Origin of the sequence: Rhodococcus sp. WWJCD1, assembly GCF_002258735.1 — a bacterium.
Lineage (GTDB): Bacteria > Actinomycetota > Actinomycetes > Mycobacteriales > Mycobacteriaceae > Rhodococcoides.
The window spans coordinates 128,996-146,325 of the sequence record NZ_NOXY01000031.1 but is presented as its reverse complement, the minus strand read 5'-3'; the positions used below and the strand labels follow the sequence as shown (position 1 = coordinate 146,325).

14 protein-coding genes are annotated in these 17,330 nt (G+C 65.5%); 11 read left to right on the top strand and 3 right to left on the bottom strand.

Annotation, left to right across the window (positions count from 1 at the left end; genetic code table 11):
• Nucleotides 1–25: 25 nt before the first annotated feature.
• The 11 genes from mqo (at nucleotide 26) to CH286_RS23650 (ending at nucleotide 13,924) form a co-directional block, all read left to right on the top strand.
• Nucleotides 26–1,546 (top strand): malate dehydrogenase (quinone), encoded by a 1,521-nt coding sequence (mqo, locus tag CH286_RS23700; protein WP_032403204.1) that lies wholly within the window; start codon nucleotides 26–28, stop codon nucleotides 1,544–1,546.
• Between the two features lie 11 nt (nucleotides 1,547–1,557).
• The gene (locus tag CH286_RS23695) at nucleotides 1,558–2,034 is read left to right on the top strand and encodes a GNAT family N-acetyltransferase (RefSeq protein ID WP_032377066.1); all 477 of its coding nucleotides are present in this window, start codon (nucleotides 1,558–1,560) and stop codon (nucleotides 2,032–2,034) included.
• A gap of 276 nt (nucleotides 2,035–2,310) precedes the next feature.
• Nucleotides 2,311–4,254, top strand: a complete 1,944-nt coding sequence (locus CH286_RS23690; RefSeq protein ID WP_080737274.1) for a magnesium chelatase subunit D family protein — start codon at nucleotides 2,311–2,313, stop codon at nucleotides 4,252–4,254.
• 9 nt (nucleotides 4,255–4,263) lie between these two features.
• Complete coding sequence (gene cobO / locus CH286_RS23685) at nucleotides 4,264–4,884, top strand: cob(I)yrinic acid a,c-diamide adenosyltransferase (RefSeq protein ID WP_037151431.1); 621 nt, start codon at nucleotides 4,264–4,266, stop codon at nucleotides 4,882–4,884.
• Nucleotides 4,878–6,272 carry a cobyrinate a,c-diamide synthase gene (locus CH286_RS23680; RefSeq protein WP_037151433.1) on the top strand — a complete coding sequence of 465 codons (1,395 nt, stop codon included), beginning with the start codon at nucleotides 4,878–4,880 and terminating at the stop codon, nucleotides 6,270–6,272. The genes cobO and CH286_RS23680 overlap by 7 nt, the downstream gene beginning before the upstream one ends.
• A 12-nt stretch (nucleotides 6,273–6,284) precedes the next feature.
• Nucleotides 6,285–6,671, top strand: a complete 387-nt coding sequence (locus CH286_RS23675) for a cobalamin biosynthesis protein (RefSeq protein WP_094610540.1) — start codon at nucleotides 6,285–6,287, stop codon at nucleotides 6,669–6,671.
• A 2-nt stretch (nucleotides 6,672–6,673) separates the two neighbouring features.
• Nucleotides 6,674–7,690, top strand: a complete 1,017-nt coding sequence (locus CH286_RS23670; RefSeq protein ID WP_094610539.1) for a zinc-binding alcohol dehydrogenase family protein — start codon at nucleotides 6,674–6,676, stop codon at nucleotides 7,688–7,690.
• Between the two features lie 57 nt (nucleotides 7,691–7,747).
• Nucleotides 7,748–9,415: a DUF7800 domain-containing protein gene (locus tag CH286_RS23665; protein ID WP_032403209.1), complete on the top strand. Its 1,668-nt coding sequence runs from the start codon at nucleotides 7,748–7,750 to the stop codon at nucleotides 9,413–9,415.
• An 84-nt stretch (nucleotides 9,416–9,499) separates the two neighbouring features.
• Nucleotides 9,500–11,182 (top strand): ATP-binding cassette domain-containing protein, encoded by a 1,683-nt coding sequence (locus CH286_RS23660; RefSeq protein WP_032403210.1) that lies wholly within the window; start codon nucleotides 9,500–9,502, stop codon nucleotides 11,180–11,182.
• A gap of 11 nt (nucleotides 11,183–11,193) precedes the next feature.
• Nucleotides 11,194–12,429, top strand: a complete 1,236-nt coding sequence (gene cobA, locus CH286_RS23655; protein ID WP_032403606.1) for a uroporphyrinogen-III C-methyltransferase — start codon at nucleotides 11,194–11,196, stop codon at nucleotides 12,427–12,429.
• A 7-nt stretch (nucleotides 12,430–12,436) separates the two neighbouring features.
• A complete protein-coding gene (locus CH286_RS23650) occupies nucleotides 12,437–13,924 on the top strand; it encodes an MFS transporter (protein WP_094610537.1) in 1,488 nt (495 codons plus the stop codon).
• Nucleotides 13,925–13,937: 13 nt separating this feature from the next.
• On the opposite strand, the gene mgtE is transcribed toward CH286_RS23650, so the two are convergent.
• Genes mgtE through yaaA form a run of 3 tightly spaced genes read right to left on the bottom strand, consistent with a single transcriptional unit; the run spans nucleotide 13,938 to nucleotide 17,276 of the window.
• A complete protein-coding gene (gene mgtE / locus CH286_RS23645) occupies nucleotides 13,938–15,284 on the bottom strand; it encodes a magnesium transporter (RefSeq protein ID WP_094610536.1) in 1,347 nt (448 codons plus the stop codon).
• A gap of 40 nt (nucleotides 15,285–15,324) precedes the next feature.
• Nucleotides 15,325–16,536, bottom strand: coding sequence for a DUF2786 domain-containing protein (locus CH286_RS23640; RefSeq protein WP_032403212.1), 1,212 nt, complete (start codon nucleotides 16,534–16,536; stop codon nucleotides 15,325–15,327).
• Nucleotides 16,533–17,276: a peroxide stress protein YaaA gene (gene yaaA, locus CH286_RS23635; protein ID WP_032403213.1), complete on the bottom strand. Its 744-nt coding sequence runs from the start codon at nucleotides 17,274–17,276 to the stop codon at nucleotides 16,533–16,535. The genes CH286_RS23640 and yaaA overlap by 4 nt, the downstream gene beginning before the upstream one ends.
• Nucleotides 17,277–17,330 lie beyond the last annotated feature (54 nt).

The window sequence follows — 17,330 nt, the reverse complement described above, 5'->3', positions numbered from 1 at the left end:
CACAGACAAGGAAGTCGATTCTCCAGTGTCCAAAGAAGAGCAGGGTAAGCGGATCAAGACCGACGTCGTTCTGGTCGGTGCCGGAATCATGAGCGCCACCCTCGGTGCGCTGCTCCGTCAGCTCGAGCCGAACTGGTCGATCGACGTCTACGAGCGCCTCGATGCTGCCGCGGCCGAGAGCAGCGACGCGTGGAACAACGCGGGTACCGGCCACTCGGCACTGTGCGAGTTGAACTACACGCCGCAGAACAAGGACGGCAGCGTCGACATCGCCAAGGCGCTCAACGTCAACGAGCAGTTTCAGGTCTCGCGTCAGTTCTGGGCCCACGGTATCGAGACCGGCGTGCTCTCCGACGCCAAGAACTTCATCAACCCCATTCCGCACGTGAGCTTCGTGCACGGAGCAGACAACGCGAAGTACCTGCGCGCGCGGTACGAGGCGCTCGTCGGCAACCCGCTGTTCGCCGGAATGGAGTTCATCGATTCCAAGGACGAGTTCTCGGCGCGACTGCCGTTGATGGCGAAGGGCCGCGACTTCTCCGATCCGGTAGCGCTGAACTGGAGCCAGGAGGGCACCGACGTCGACTTCGGCGCACTTACCAAGCAGCTGCTCAACTACCTCTCGTCCGCGGGCGGCACCGTGCACTTCGGCCACGATGTGCGCAACATCACCAAGCAGTCCGACGGCACGTGGGACGTCAAGGTCGCAAACCAGCGGACCGGAGCCAAGAAGACCGTCAACGCCAAGTTCGTGTTCGTCGGCGCAGGCGGCGGAGCACTGCACCTGCTGCAGAAGTCCGGCATCGCGGAGATCAAGGGATTCGGCGGCTTCCCGGTCAGCGGCGAGTGGCTGCGGTGCACCAACCCCGAACTGATCGAGCAGCATTCGGCCAAGGTGTACGGCAAGGCCTCGGTGGGCGCGCCTCCCATGTCCGTGCCGCACCTCGACACTCGGGTGATCAACGGTGAGCAGGGTCTGCTGTTCGGCCCGTACGCCGGCTGGTCGCCCAAGTTCCTCAAGCAGGGCAAGATCACCGACCTGCCCGGCTCGGTCAAGCCCGGCAACCTGATGTCGATGCTCGGCGTCGGTGTGACCGAACTCGGGCTCGTCAAGTACCTCGTCAGCGAGCTGGCGCAGTCGCAGGCGGATCGGGTGGAGACTCTGCGAGAGTTCGCCCCCTCGGTCATCGGTAAGGACTGGGAGCTCGTCACCGCAGGTCAGCGAGTGCAGGTCATCCGCAAGAAGGGCCGCGGCGGTGTGCTCGAGTTCGGCACCGCTGTGGTCAACGCTGCGGACGGCACGATTGCCGGATTGCTCGGTGCCTCGCCCGGTGCGTCCACCGCCGTCCCGGCCATGCTGGACGTGCTCCAGCGGTGCTTCGGCGACAAGTACGACGCGTGGCAGCCCAAGCTCAAGGAAATGGTCCCGTCGCTGGGGGTCAAGCTGGCCCAGAACAGCTCGTTGTTCGACGAGGTCTGGGCCTGGACCTCGAAGACACTGGAGCTGGAAAACTCGCGTGAGCTCGCACAGCCCACGGGTGTGTGATAGCAAAAGGTATGAATACGCAAGCAGCAGCTCTCAAACGATCATGGGCACTAGACCTGTCCAACAACACGTTGTACGACCTGTTGAAGCTGCGTGTCGAGGTGTTCGTGGTCGAGCAGGCATGTGCTTATCCGGAGTTGGACGGGCGTGACCTGCTGACCGAGACACGACACTTCTGGCTCGAACGAGACGGCGAGGTGGTGTGCACGCTCCGTCTGCTCGAGGAGCACGACGACGGGGAGAAGGCCTTCCGCATCGGTCGCCTGTGCACCCAGCGCTCGGCCCGAGGGCAGGGCCACACCACGCGGATCCTGCGGGCCGCGCTGGCCGAGGTCGGCTCCGCGCCGTGCCGCATCAATGCTCAGAGCTACCTCGTCGACATGTATGCCAAGCACGGCTTCCTGCCCGACGGTGAGGAAGTTCTCGAGGACGGTATTCCGCACACCCCGATGCGTCGGGGCGGCGGCACCGCCTGGAGCGAGGCCTGACCTTCCGCATTACTCGACAATCGGTGAGGTCGTTCCGCAGGCTCCACTCCCGGAACGAATGCCACACACGGACCTACCGTGTGTGGCATTCGTTCGTTCGGCGGTAGTGTTCCGTTCGAAGTCGGTTGCGGAGAAGTCCTGTACGAATCAGGCGCGGTCCCGCCACTGTGTTCAGGAGTTTCTTCGAGTAAGCAGATTCTCCTGTCAGCCAGATCGCCGCCCGGCTTCGCGTTTTTCTACCGAACGCCCGGCGCGGAACTCCGGGCACGAAGGGACATAGCTGTGCAGCAAGGTGGAAGTGTTCCCGAACCGGGATATCCGTTCAGTGCGATCGTCGGTCAGGACCAACTGCGCCTGTCGTTGATTCTGTGCGCCGTGCATCCCGGCATCGGCGGTGTGCTGGTCCGCGGCGAGAAGGGCACCGCCAAATCGACGGTGGTGCGTGCGCTCGCGACGCTGCTGCCGGCAGTGGACGACGAGGACGGATCCCGACCGGCAAAGCTCGTCGAGCTTCCGGTGGGAGCCACCGAGGATCGAGTGGTCGGGTCCATCGACCTCGAAAAGGTGCTGCGTGACGGCGAACGCGCCTTCCAGCCCGGCCTGCTCGCAGCTGCGCACCGCGGAGTTCTCTACGTCGACGAAGTGAATCTGCTGCACGATCATCTGGTCGACGTACTGCTCGACGCGGCCGCAATGGGCCGCGTACACGTCGAGCGCGACGGTGTATCACATTCGCACCCAGCACAATTCGTCTTGGTCGGCACGATGAACCCCGAGGAGGGTGAGCTGCGACCGCAGCTGCTCGACCGGTTCGGTCTCGCAGTGGACGTGACGGCCTCGCGCGATGTGGATGTTCGGATGAACGTCGTCCGCCGCCGGATGAACTACGAGCGCGATCCGCACGCGTTCGCGGCCCAATTTCGCGACGACGACATCGCGGTGGCCGAGCAGATTCTGGCCGCCCGGAAGATCCTCGACGATGTGGAGTTGAGCGACAAGGAACTTCGGCGCATCGCTGCGTTGTGCGCGTCGTTCGACGTCGACGGCATGCGCGCCGATCTGGTGCTGGCACGCACTGCGTCCGCCCACGCCGCGTGGCGGGGCGCGAGCGAGGTGGCAGAGGAAGACGTACGGGTCGCTGCAGAACTGGCGCTACCGCATCGGCGTCGACGCGACCCGTTCGACGAGCCGGGCATCGACGACAAGCAGTTGGACGACGCCATGCGCGACGCCGCGGAACAGGCAGAGCAGCAACCGGATCCAGATCCAGACCCGACGCCCGACGGCGACGGGGGAGCGCCGGTGCCGGACAGTGCCGAAGGGACCGAGCGTTCGGAGTCGTCCCCGTCGTCGCCCGACACCGAGACCTCGGGCACCCCTGAGCCACAGCCCTCTGGAACGGGCAAGAACAAGCAGGCAGGAACTCCGGGTGCCCAGTTCAAGGCCCGGCTGCTCGAGGTTCCCGGAGTAGGAGAGGGCGCGCCGGGTCGACGCTCGCGGTCACGCTCCTCGCACGGGCGGTCGGTGCGGCCCACTGTCGAGCGAGGCAAAGGCCTGCATCTGATCGGCACGTTGTTCGCCGCCGCCGAGCATCAGGTCGTCCGCGGCCGTACCTCCGGCCGGCTGAAGCTCGAGCCTGCAGATCTTCGGGGCGCGATCAAGGAGGGGCGCGAGGGCAACTTGATCGTCTTCGTCGTCGATGCCTCGGGATCGATGGCTGCACGAGATCGACTCTCGGCGGTGACCGGTGCGGTGCTGTCACTGTTGCGCGATGCGTATCAACGCCGTGACAAGGTCGCCGTCATCACCGTGCGCGGCAAGGAAGCCGAGACGGTATTGCCGCCCACGTCTTCGGTGGATGTGGCCGTGACGCGGTTGCGCAACATGAAGACCGGTGGTCGGTCTCCGTTGGCGCAGGGATTTCTGAAGGCGCGGGATCTGGTTCTGCGAGAACGGGTTCGAGACCCGCTGCGCCGCGCGCTGGTGGTTGCGCTGACCGACGGCCGAGCGACCGGAGGTACCGACCCTGTCGGCCGAGCGCGCATTGCCGCAGGACGTATCGCGTCGGACAAGATCGCCTCGGTCGTCGTCGACTGCGAATCGGGAATGGTCCGTCTCGGCCTGGCCGCCGATTTCGCAGCCCGTCTCGGTGGTGGCTACGTGGCGCTGGAGGATCTGTCGGCCGAACAGGTCACCGCCGTCGTCCGCGCAGCGGCGTAGGGGCGCGCGATGCCTCAGGGTGTACCCGCTCCCGGCACCGTTCCGCAGGACGGACTCACGACGCGTCAGCGCCGCAATCTGCCCGTCCTCGCCGTTCATACCGGCCCGGGCAAGGGGAAATCGACCGCTGCGTTCGGCATGGCGTTGCGGGCGTGGAACCAAGGGTTCGACGTCGGAGTGTTCCAGTTCGTCAAGAGTGCCAAGTGGAAAGTCGGCGAGGAAGCAGCGTTCAGGACTCTCGGCGACCTGCACGAGAGCACCGGTGTCGGCGGAGCCGTCGAGTGGCACAAGATGGGCGAGGGCTGGTCGTGGACTCGAAAGAAGGGCAGCGACGTCGACCACGCCGAGGCGGCAGCAGAGGGCTGGCGGGAGATCGCCCGGCGGATGGAGCAGGAGTCACACCGCTTCTACGTGTTGGACGAGTTCACCTACCCGCTCAAGTGGGGTTGGGTCGATGTCGCGGAGGTGGTCGAGGTTCTGACCCATCGACCGGGCAACCAACACGTCGTCATCACCGGACGGGATGCGCCCCGTGAGCTGATCGAGGCCGCGGATCTCGTCACCGAGATGGCCAAGGTCAAGCACCCGATGGATGCCGGCCGCAAAGGACAGCGAGGCATCGAATGGTGACTCCGTCGTGCCCCGCCGTGGTCATTGCGGCCCCCGCTTCGGGCAGCGGAAAGACGACGGTGGCCACCGGGCTGATGGGCGCACTACGTGCTGCCGGCCGAAAGGTCGCACCGTTCAAGGTGGGTCCGGATTACATCGACCCCGGCTATCACGGTCTGGCGGCCGGGCTGCCCGGACGCAATCTCGATGCGGTCATGGTGGGTGCCGATCGAATCGGGCCTCTCTTTCGGCACGGCAGCCGGGGCTGCGACATCGCGGTCGTCGAAGGAGTCATGGGACTGTTCGACGGCAAGATCGACATGACCGGCCCCGGGGAGGCGTCCGCCGAGGGATCGACCGCACGGGTGGCGGCGATGCTCGGTGCCCCGGTCATTCTTGTGGTCGATGCCCGCGGCCACAGTCAGTCGCTCGCGGCTGTGCTGCACGGGTTCTCGACGTTCGACCCCAGCGTCCGCATCGGCGGGGTGATCCTCAACCGGGTCGGCAGCGAACGCCACGAGGATGTGCTGCGTCGAGCGTGTGAGCGGGTGGGTGTGCCGGTGCTCGGCGCGTTGCCGAGAATGAGCGAATTGGTTGTGCCGTCACGACATCTGGGCCTGATCACCGCCGTCGAGCACGGTGGTGCCGCCACCGATGCGGTCGACGCGATGAGCGCGCTGGTGGCGCAGTTCGTCGATGTAGAGGCAGTGAGCGCCTTGGCTCGCTCGTCGATACTCGCGCCGGAGTGGGATCCGGTAGACGAGGTTCGTAGGTCCGAAGGATCGCCGGTCGTCGCGGTGGCAGGTGGTCCAGCATTCACCTTCGGCTACACCGAGCATGTGGAACTTCTGCGCGCAGCCGGGGCCGACGTCGCTGTGTTCGACCCACTTCGCGACGGATTGCCCACCGGTACAGCAGCAGTCGTGCTGCCCGGTGGATTCCCGGAGGAACACGCTGCCGCGCTGGCAGCGAACGAACTGTTGCTGACCGACATCAGGACGGCCGCGGCCAGGGGTCTGCCCGTTCACGCAGAATGCGCCGGATTGCTCTATCTGGCGACACAATTGGACGGTCATGCAATGGCAGGCGTCATCGACGTCGACGCGGAATTCGGGAACACGCTCACTCTCGGGTATCGAGACGCGGTCGCCCTCGAGGCGTCGTCTCTGTTCGACGCGGGAACCCGTGTCACCGGCCACGAGTTCCATCGCACGAAGCTCGTCGCAGTGCGCGAGCCCGCCCCGGCGGCCTGGGGTTGGCATCGGCAGCGACCGGACGGCAGAACCGCCGCTCGCGAAGGCTTCGTCCGCGGCGGAGTGCACGCGTCCTACCTGCACACACACGCTGCGGGCAATCCCGAGTCCATCACTCGATTCGTTTCCGCCGCAGTCGATTACGCGCGCGTCTAGGGCTCGTCGACGATGCGGGTCGTGGTCGGAATCGGTGCCCGGTCGGGTGTTGGGGCCGACGAGATCGTGCGCGTGATCTCGACCGTCCTGCAACCGAATTGGCGCGTCGAGGCCATCGCCTCGATCGACCGGAAAGCGGATCTGGTGGCGGCGGTGGCGTCGAGCATGGGGGTTCGGGGGGTGACCTACTCGGCCGATGAACTGTCGACCGTCGTCACGCCCACCGTGTCGGTCCGAGTGCTGCGTGCCGTCGGAAGTGCCAGCGTCGCCGAAGCAGCGGCACTGCTGGCCGGCGGTTCGACGGAGTTGACGGTACCCAGGTTCGGTCTGGACGGTGTCACCGTTGCCGTTGTCGAGCTCTGCCTTGACGGTGGACAGGGGGGTCGGGCCATCCTGTAGGTATGACCGAGACGATGAAAGCCGTTGCCTACACCCGCTCGCTCCCGATCGACGATCCCGCCAGCCTCACCGATGTGGTTGTCGACGTGCCGAGCGTGCGACCGAGGGACATATTGGTAGATGTCAGAGCCGTGTCGGTGAACCCGGTGGACGTCAAGGTCCGCGCAGGCAACGACCCGCACGGCGAACCGAAAGTCCTCGGGTTCGACGCGGCCGGTGTTGTGCGTGCCGTCGGTGCCGACGTCTCACTGTTCACCCCGGGCGACGAGGTCTACTACGCGGGCGACCTCGGCAGACCCGGGACCGACTCGGAGTTGCATGCGGTGGACGAACGGATCGTGGCGAAGAAGCCGACCACTCTCGATTTCGCAGAGGCCGCGGCGTTGCCACTCACTGCGATCACTGCCTGGGAAGGATTGTTCGACAAACTCCGCATCACTGCCGAGTCCACCGGCACGTTGCTGATGGTGGGGGCCACCGGTGGCGTCGGATCTCTGGTGCTGCAATTTCTTCGGGTTCTCGCTCCCCGAGTGAGGGTGATCGCGACAGCAGCGGACGAGGATGCGGAGAAGTGGGTCCGTTCTCTCGGCGCAGCCGAGGTGGTGAACCATCGGCGCGATCTTCGGGGCGACGTACGTCGAGTCGCTCCGGACGGCATCGACTACGTGTTCACTGCTCATTCCTCCGGCCAGGTCGAGATCTATGCGGACCTGTTGACGCCGTTCGGCCAGATTGTGGCAATCGACGATCCCGAGACCCTCGATGTTCTCCCGCTCAAGACGAAGGCGATCTCGTGGCACTGGGAGTTCATGTTCGCGCGTCCGATGCACGACGCTTCGGATCTTGTTCGCCAGCACGAGTTGTTGACCAGGGTGGCCGAGCTCGTCGACGCGGGTGCGGTGCGGACAACTGTCACGACTGTCCTGTCTCCTATCGATGCCGAGCAGCTGCGCGAAGCGCATCGGTTGGTCGAGACCGGGCACGTACGGGGAAAGGTCGTGGTGGCGGCCCGCTCGTGAGGACCGATCCGCGCCACTGACTGGCGAAAGCGGGCCGACGCAGGCAATGTGGATCCAATGACTTCCGACAGCCTTGTCCTGCTCGGCCCGATCGTCCGGTACGTCGGCACCGAGACCGCGACCCTGTGGTTCGAGATGGCCGAAGCGTCGACCGTAACGGTCGTCACCGATGCCGGCGTCCGCGCGGCGGAACGCACGTGGGGTGTCCACGGCCACCACTACGCGCTGGTTCCACTCGAAGGCCTGCCCGCCAATTCCGCGGTCTATTACGAGGTGTTCGTCGATGAGCGCAAGGTCTGGCCGCGTGAAGGCCACACTGCGGCCATCCACACTGTCGACGCCCAGGGACCCGTCACATTGGCCTTCGGATCGTGCCGGCGAGGTGACAACTACAGCGAGGAATCTCTGAAGCAGATCGGAGCCGACGCGTTGGCCGGACTGGGCAACGCCTTGATCGAGGAGGATCCGAGTCGGTGGCCGCAGGCATTGCTGCTTCTCGGTGATCAGGTCTACGCCGACGACCCGTCGCCCGAGATCGTCGAACGGCTGCAGGCTCGGCGTCGATCCGGCGAGGGCCCGCGGAGTGCCGTCGGAACCGACGCGGAGAACGAGATCTGCGACTTCGAGGAGTACTCGTGGCTGTACAGGGAGTCGTGGGGACTGGAGCCGGTACGGACACTGATGGCGAGCATCCCGTCGTGCATGATCCTCGACGACCACGATCTGCGGGACGATTGGAATTCGTCCGCGTCCTGGCGTCGGGACATCGAAACTCGGCCGTGGTGGAACGATCGCGTGATCGGCGCGTACTCGTCGTACTGGGTGTACCAGCACCTGGGCAATCTGTCGCCGAAGGAATTGGCGCAGGACGAGATGTACGCCGCGGTCCGGTCCGCTGCCAGTGACGCGGATCGCGAGAAGTTGTTGGCCGATTTTGCATTACGGATCGACCGCAATCCCGAGACGGGGCGCTGGAGCTTCTACCGCGATTTCGGTGACACGCGTCTGATCATGATCGATTCGCGGTGCTCGCGAAATCTGGATCCGAACAACCGAGAGATGGTGGACGAGAAGGAGTGGGCGTGGGTACGCGAGCGCGCGCTCGAAGCCACTCCGCGACACCTGCTGTTCGGTTCTTCGCTGCCCTACCTCATGCTGCCCGCTCTGCACTACCTGGAACAGTGGAACGAGGCTGTGGCGCAGGGGAGTTGGGGTTCCATGCCGGCGAAGGTGGCCGAGAAGATGCGGATCGGCCTCGACCTCGAACACTGGGCGGCGTTCACCAATTCGTTCAACGACATGGCGGCGTTGACGCGTGAGCTCTCCCGCGGTGAGAACAAGCCTGCGTCCATCATGTGGCTGTCCGGCGACGTGCACTGCTCCTACGTGGCGAACGCGAACTTCGGTGTCGGTGGGCGAGATGTGCCTGCCACCTATCAACTGACCATGTCTCCGTTCCGCAATCCGCTCGATCTCCCTATCCGCGCGGTCAACAAGCTGGCCATCAAACGTCCAGCAGCTCGGATCCTGTCGAAACTCGCTCGAGCTGCGCACGTGGGCCCCTCGGGAGTCGAATGGGAAGCGGAGGCGGGACCGTGGTTCGACAACGGCGTCATGTTGCTGACCCTGCACGGTGATTCGGCGCGGTTGCAGGTGCGCCATGCTCACGTCGACGATGCCGGTGAGCAGGTTCTGACCGAGACGTCGACCCTGGCCCTCGCCTAGAGAAGACTTGGCCCTCGCCTGAAGATACGGGCGCAGTGGTAAACGATTGGCCATCGCGGTGCCGATGAGGTTGGCTGGTTCGTTGTGGCCCACCTCGAACTCAACGACATCGTGTATTTCCTGCCCGACGGCAGGCAGCTGTTGAACGGAGTCGGATTTCGAGTGGGCGACGGTGCCAAGACGGCATTGATCGGCCCGAACGGAACCGGCAAGACGACGCTGACGCGGATCATCGCCGGCGACGAGACCGCCGACGAGGGTTCGGTGTCGAGTTCCGGCTCGCTCGGAGTGATGCGACAGTTCGTCGGCCAGTTGCGCGACGACTCGACCGTGCGCGACCTGCTGCTCTCGGTTGCGTCGCCGGCCGTCCGCGCGGCGGCTGCGGCACTCGACGACGCCGAGAACACGATGATCGAGATCGACGACGAGAAGACCCAGATGAAGTACGCCCAGGCACTGTCGGATTGGGGTGACGTCGGCGGTTACGATCTCGAGCCGTTCTGGGACAAGGTCACCACCGCCGCACTTGGCATGCCGTTCGACCGGGCCAAGTGGCGTGCCGCATCGACGCTCAGTGGCGGTGAACAGAAGCGTCTGGTGCTCGAAGCACTCTTCGCCGGGCCCGACAACCTGTTGCTGCTCGACGAGCCGGACAACTACCTCGACGTGCCGGGCAAGCGTTGGCTCGAGGCGACCATTCGCGACTCGGACAAGTCGGTGCTGTTCATCAGCCACGATCGTGAGCTGATCGCCAACGCTGCGAATCGGATCGTCACCCTCGAACCGGGAGTGAGCGGTGCTACGTCCTGGGTGCACGGTGGGGGATTCGCGACCTATCACGCCGCCCGCGAGGACCGGAATGCTCGGCTCGACGAATTGCGGCGGCGGTGGGACGAGGAACTGGTCAAACTTCGTGCGCTGGTGTTGCGACTGCGTGAGAAGGCGAAGTTCAACGACGGGGTGGCCGCCCGATACCACGCGTCCCAGACCCGTTTGGCCAAGTTCGAAGAGGCCGGACCCCCGGAGGCGGTGCCGCTGAAGCAGCACGTCACCGTTCGACTACGAGGCGGTCGGACGGCCAAACGAGCGCTGGTGTGCACTGCTCTGGAACTGACCGGTCTGATGAAGCCCTTCGACACCGAAATCTGGTATGGAGACCGCGTTGCGGTGTTGGGGTCCAACGGTTCCGGCAAATCGCACTTTCTGCGGCTGCTCGCCAACGGTGGCACCGATCCGGAGAAGGAGCACGAGCCGGTCCAGGAACTGGCACTCGACCCGGTGCCCCATACCGGCACGGCGGTCCTCGGTGCGCGCGTGCGTCCGGGACTGTTCGCGCAGACACACACTCGCCCGGACCTTGCGGGCAACACGTTGCTCGACATCTTGCACATGGGCAACGAACACCGTGACGGCATGGGGCGGGAGGCCGCGGGCCGGGCACTGGACCGCTACGGTCTGGCCCGTGCTGCCGAGCAGTCCTACGACAATCTCTCGGGCGGTCAACAGGCCCGCGTGCAGATCCTGCTTCTCGAACTCTCGGGCGCAACGCTGTTGCTGTTGGACGAGCCGACCGACAACCTCGACCTCATGTCCGCCGACGCCCTGGAGGACGCGATCGCGGCGTTCGAAGGCACGGTGATCGCGGTCACTCACGACCGCTGGTTCGCCCGCAGTTTCGACCGATTTCTGGTGTTCGGCAGTACCGGGCAGGCTTACGAATCCGGTGAGCCCGTATGGGACGAAAAGCGAGTGCAGCGCGCGCGGTAGCGTTTCTTCCCGTGAACGCGACTGACTCTCCCTATCTGGTCGGCCTGAATCTGGACGGTCGACGCGTCGTCGTGGTCGGAGGCGGCACCGTCGCGCAGCGCCGATTGCCGCTGCTCATCTCCTCCGGCGCCGTGGTGCACGTGATCACTCGCGAGGCCACGCCTGCTGTCGAGGCCATGGCGACCGCGGGCCAGGTGACGCTCGAGTTGCGCGACTACCGCGAGGGTGACCTCGCCGACGCCTGGTACGCCATCGCCTGCACGGACGAGGCCGACACCAATGTCGCCATCGTCGCCGAGGCCACCGCGTCCAAGATCTTCTGCGTCCGAGCCGACATCGCCAAGGACGGAACGGCGGTCACTCCGGCCTCGGCCGAGTGGGACGGCCTGACCCTCGGTGTGCTCGCGGGCGGCGAGCATCGGCGTTCCGCGGCGGTGCGCAACGCGGTGATCGAGGCCCTGCAGTCCGGGGTCGTCGCCGACTCGGCCCACGCGCCGATGACCGGCGTCGCGCTGGTCGGTGGAGGACCGGGCGACCCGGATCTCATCACTGTCCGGGGCCGCAGACTGCTTGCCTACGCGGACGTCGTGGTGGCAGATCGCCTTGCTCCCCCCGAGCTGCTCGCCGAACTGGGTCCGCATGTCGAGGTCATCGACGCCTCGAAGATTCCGTACGGCCGTGCCATGGCGCAGGAAGCGATCAATCGGGCATTGATCGACGGTGCGAAAGCGGGCAAGTTCGTCGTTCGGCTCAAGGGCGGCGACCCCTATGTGTTCGGCAGAGGATACGAGGAGCTCGAAGCCCTCGCTGCCGAGGGAATCCCGGTGACCGTGGTACCCGGCATCACCAGTGCCATCTCGGTGCCTTCGTCCGCAGGCATCCCGGTGACGCATCGCGCCGTCACCCACGAGTTCGTGGTCGTCAGCGGCCATGTTGCACCCGATCACCCCGATTCGCTGGTCGACTGGGACGCCCTCGCCAAGCTCAAGGGCACGATCGTGCTGCTGATGGCCGTCGAGCGGATCGGGAAGTTCGCCGAGGTGCTCGTCGCCGGTGGACGGCCGTCCGACACCCCGGTCATCGTTGTGCAGGAGGGCACCATGCGTACGCAGCGTGAAGTTCGGGCGGACCTGAGCACCGTTGCCGAGGCCGTTCGTGAAGCAGGGATCAGGCCTCCTGCCATCGTCGTTATCGGGACCGTTGCCGGTTTCTCCGTGAACGCCGGTAACGTGAACGCTCGTGCCTGAGTCATCGATGTCCCAGACCTCCGCCACCGAGATCAAATATCCGGTGACGACCCGAGCGTTCGGGATGGCGATCATCGTCCTGAGTGGCCTGCAGCTGATGGTGGTGCTCGACGGCACCGTCGCCAACCTGGCCCTGGCACCCCTGCAGGCCGATCTCGGGCTGTCCGACGCCGGCCGCAACTGGGTGCTGACGTCGTACGCTCTGGCGTTCGGCGGACTGATGCTGCTCGGCGGCAGGCTCGGCGATGCATTCGGGCGCAAGAAGATGTTCCTGGCCGGTGTGGTGCTGTTCACGATCGCGTCGCTGTTGTGCGGTCTCGCGGTCAACGAAGCCACGCTCGTCGCTGCCAGGGCCCTGCAAGGGGTCGGGGCCGCGGTGGCGTCGCCCACGGCGTTTGCGCTGGTGGCTACCACCTTCGCGCCCGGCCCGGTGCGCAATCAAGCCATTGCGATCTACGCGGCCATGACGGGTGTCGGCTCCATTGCCGGGCTCATCATCGGCGGCGCGTTGACCGAGGTGTCCTGGCGCTGGATCTTCCTGATCAACGTGCCGATCGGCGTGGTCATCGTGGTGCTTGCGGTCGTGTCGCTGCAGGAGACGGTGGGCGCAAAATTGCCCCTCGACGTTCCCGGCGCGATTCTGGCCACACTGGGTTGCACCGGCGTGGTCCTGGCCTTGAGCGAGGGCACCGAACTGGGCTGGACCAACCCGATCGTCATCGTCTCGCTGATCGCGGGGTTGCTCTTCCTCGGACTGTTCCTGCTGGTCGAGCGTCGTGCCGACAATCCGCTGCTGCCGTTTTCGCTGTTCCGCAACCGGGATCGGGTCGCGACCTTCGTGGCCATCTTCTTCGCCGGCGGCGTGATGTTCTGCCTCGCCGCGTACGTGGCCCTGTTCGTCCAGGACATCCTGGGATACAGCCCGCTTCATGCCGGTCTGGCGTTCGTGCCGTTCGCCTTCGGACTCGGTGCCGCGGCGTTCCTGGCCTCGCAACTGGTGACCCGAATCGCTCCCCGCTGGTTGATTCTGAGCGGTGCCGTCATCATGGTCGGCTGGCTCATGGTGTCGGTCACGACGATGAACGCGGACTCGTCGTATTTCCCCGGACTGTTCTTTCCCGTCATCGGCATCGGCTTCGGTGTCGGCCTGACGGTGGTGCCGCTACCGCTGTGCGCTATCGCCGGGGTGAGCCCCACCGAGATCGGGCCGTTGACGGCGATTTCCCTGGTTGCCCAAACCCTCGGTGGCCCGTTGGCCCTGGCCGTCATCGGAGCGCTGGTCACCTCGCGCACCATCTCGCTGGGCGGAATCTCCGGGCCCGCGACACTGATGAACGAGAGCCAACTCGATGCACTGAGCTCGGGCTACATGTTCGCTTTGTTCTGCTGCGCCGTCTGCGCCGTGATAGCCGGCTTCGCGGCCCTCTTCATCCGATTCACCCCGCAGCAGGTCGCCCAGGCCCAGGCAGCTCAGGAAGACGCCCAGAATGGCTGACGAGCAGGGCTGATCACACGCCGAGAACAGCCTTGGCGATGAGGAAATACACGATCAGACCCGTTGCGTCGCAGAAGGTCGAGATGAACGGCGTCGAGAACACAGCCGGATCGACGCCGATCTTCTTGGCAACCAACGGCATGGCACCGCCGACGGTGGCCGCAATGGTGCAGATCGACAGCAGAGTGGTTCCGATGACGACCCCGAGGTGCCAGTCGTAGACGAGTCCTGTGATGGCGAAGCCGAGGGTGCCGAGCATCGCACCCATGGTCGCGCCGACCCGAACCTCTCGAAACAGCACTGCGGCAATGTCGCGCGGACGGACGTCGCCCAACGCGAGGGCTCGGGTGACAGTGGTCGCTGCCTGCGAGCCCGTGTTGCCTCCGGTCCCGGTCAACAGAGGGATGAACAGGGCGAGAGTGACCACGGCGGCAAGAGCATGCTCGAAGATCTCGAGTACCTGCACCGTGAGAATTGCCGACAATGCCAGGACCAGTAGCCACACCACACGGGAGCGAACGATGGCGAGCACCGGCGTGGACAGGTAGGGACGCCGTAGTGGCTCCGAGCCGCCTGCCCGGGCGGCATCCTCGTCCTCTGCCTCCTCGAGGATGCGCGCGGACTGCTCGAGAGTGAGAATGCCGATCAGCCGTTCCTCGGAATCGACGACCACCACCGCGGGACTCCGGTGCTCGAAGCACAGCCGGGACGCGATCTCGGCGGACGAGTCCGCCTTGACCACCGGGTGATCCGAGTACAGATCGCCCACCGGGGTCGTCGGTGCCGCGGTCGCCAGGTCGGCAAGAGTCACCACACCGACCAGCGTGCGGTGCTGGTCGGTGATCGGTAGGAGGTAGACCGATTCGGCATCCGCGCCGGTACGACGAACGGCATCGAGTGCCTCGACCACCGTGGTATCGGAGTGCACGCGTACGTATTCGGGGCTCATCCGCCGACCGACCGATCCACGGTCGTAGCCCAACATGGGTGCCGTCAGCGCTCGCTCCGCGGCGGACAGTCCGCTCATCATCCGGTGCGCGACATTGGACGGAAGTTCGTCGAGCAGTTCGACTCGGTCGTCCGGGTCGAGGTCCTCGAACAGCGCGATGACGTCGTCGCTACGCAGGCTCTCGAACAACTCGCTGCGCACCGTGGCGTCGAACCGCTCGAACACCGACACCGCCTCGTCCTTGGGCAGTAGGCGAAAGAGCACCGCGCGGCGAGCGGAGTCGACTCGCTCGAGTATCCGCACCGCGTCGGTGGTCGACACACCTGCCATCAACGTCGACAGCGCGGCCATGTTGCGCTCGGAGAGCAATTCCGAGGTTCTTGTCATGATGTCGTCGAGAGTGTCGGGCACAGAATCATTTTGCCTTGCGGACCGGCAGTGACATCACACCTCAGCGCGAGAGGTCGGCCCGATCCGCAGCCGCCTGGCCCGAGTCCCAGCCCTCCGCGTCCAGACGCGGACCGCGCATCGGCTTCGCCGTCGGGAACAATCGATCGAACTCGGCCTCCACTGCGACCGTTTGCGCCGCCAGTATCGGTAGTAGATCACCGGAGTCGTGGCGCGCCTCCTCGAGTGCGTGCGCATCGGCGTCGGTCAAGCGATCTCCGACTCGGATCGCATATGCGTACAGGAAGGCCTTACCGAAGGCAGCCGAGCCGGCTTTCTTGCGCTTCTTCGCTTCCGGCGAATGACCGAGGGCGCGGGTTGCCTGGACCAGCAGGGAGGTGAACAGCAATTCGGTCTGTTCCACGTCCACCGGGGCACCCACCAGGGTTGCGACGGCGAACTCGGAGTCCCAGATCGCCTTGACGCGGTTGGCAGTTCCGACGACATGCAGCAGTTGCGCCTTGGCTGGGGCATGGGGGCCGTCGACATGTACCCGTCGGCCGTGAATGTCGATGTGTCCCTGGGAGAGCAGCATGGTGTCGATCGAGTAGCGCGTCATCAGCTCCTGCGCCTTGGCCGTCAACGTCTCGGCTTCCTCCTCGAAGTCCGTGGCGTCGGCTTTGGCCAACAGGCCACGAATCTTGCTCAGCATCTTGGTGTTCGGTGAGTCGGGGCCGGCGACACCCGACACCGTGGGACGAGTGCGCGGCCACTGGGACGGCTTGGGGCCGAGCTGAGGCCACCGGGGGAGTGTCTGCCATTGACCGAGCAGGGTCAGCACGTCGAGCCACTGATCACTGGCGGCGATGTAGTCGGACTTGCCGGAGGAGGTGAGGTATGCCGTCAGGAAGTCGGGGGTGGACTCGACCCTCGTCGCAACTTTCGGGAACTGCTCGCAGATCGACGACATCTGATCCACCCAGTCCTGTGGGGCCCGTGAATCCGCATCGGTGAGATCGGCTTGATGGAGTAGTGCCGCCGCCGCGAGGGTGGTCACGGCCATCGTGTGCTGACGCCGCACCACGTGCACCAGATCCAACGGCTGCCAACCGTTTTCGTACAGGGTCTCGATCATGTTCGTCAGTGCCAGAGAGCCGAGTGCGGTCGCGTCCATCGACACCAGCCGATCGGCCACGTCGTCGGCGACGCGTTGGCTCTTGGTCTTGCCCACGGACGCGTCGGCTCCCGTGCGGAGCAGACCGGGGACATCGCTCATTCGGTGAGCACGATCAGTTCGGTCGTCGACGCCACTTCGACTCGAAGCCCCGCTTTCGATGCCACGCGTGCAACGGCTTTCACATCCTTGGGCTCGGCGGTGGTCAGGGTCAATGCGCGTGCCAACAGTCCCTTGTGATGCTTGTTGAAGTGGCTCACCACCGATCGGCTGCCGTCGGGCTTCTCGGTGAGCACCGTAGCGGTGATCGCGCCGGGAACGGGACCGAGCTGTTGATAGGTGCCGGAGCGGAGGTCGACGACGATGCCCTCGTCCTCGGCGAGGATCGCGTCGGACAGTTCCGGCTTCCAATGCGATCGCAGTGTGCCGAAGTCGGGAATCGTCGATCCGCCGGAGAGCCGGTACGACGGAATCGGATCGGACGCCCGGACGGCCCCGAACAGCGCCGATCCGATCCACAGTCTCGCGTGTGCTCGGGCGCGACCGGCCCTGGTGAACGACGGCGCATCGAGTGCGTCGTAGAGCACGCCGGTGTACCGCTGCAGGGCGGGCGTGGTGGGGGAGGTCCACAATCGGGCGTTGCGTTCGATCTCGTCGACCTGGGTGGGACCGAGGCCGAGCGCCGTGATGGAGGCGTCGACGTCGCCGGACAACTCGACCAGGGCATCGGCGAGCTTTCTGCGAAGGGGCAACAACGACGGCAACGCCAATCGGTCCAGATCGAGGGGTGCTCCGGAACCGCCGTCGGACTTCGTCTCGGAGGGAGGAAGGAGAATCAGCACGGTAGTCAAGGCTACTCACTGCACGGCCACCTGCTCACAGGTGCTGCGCAACCG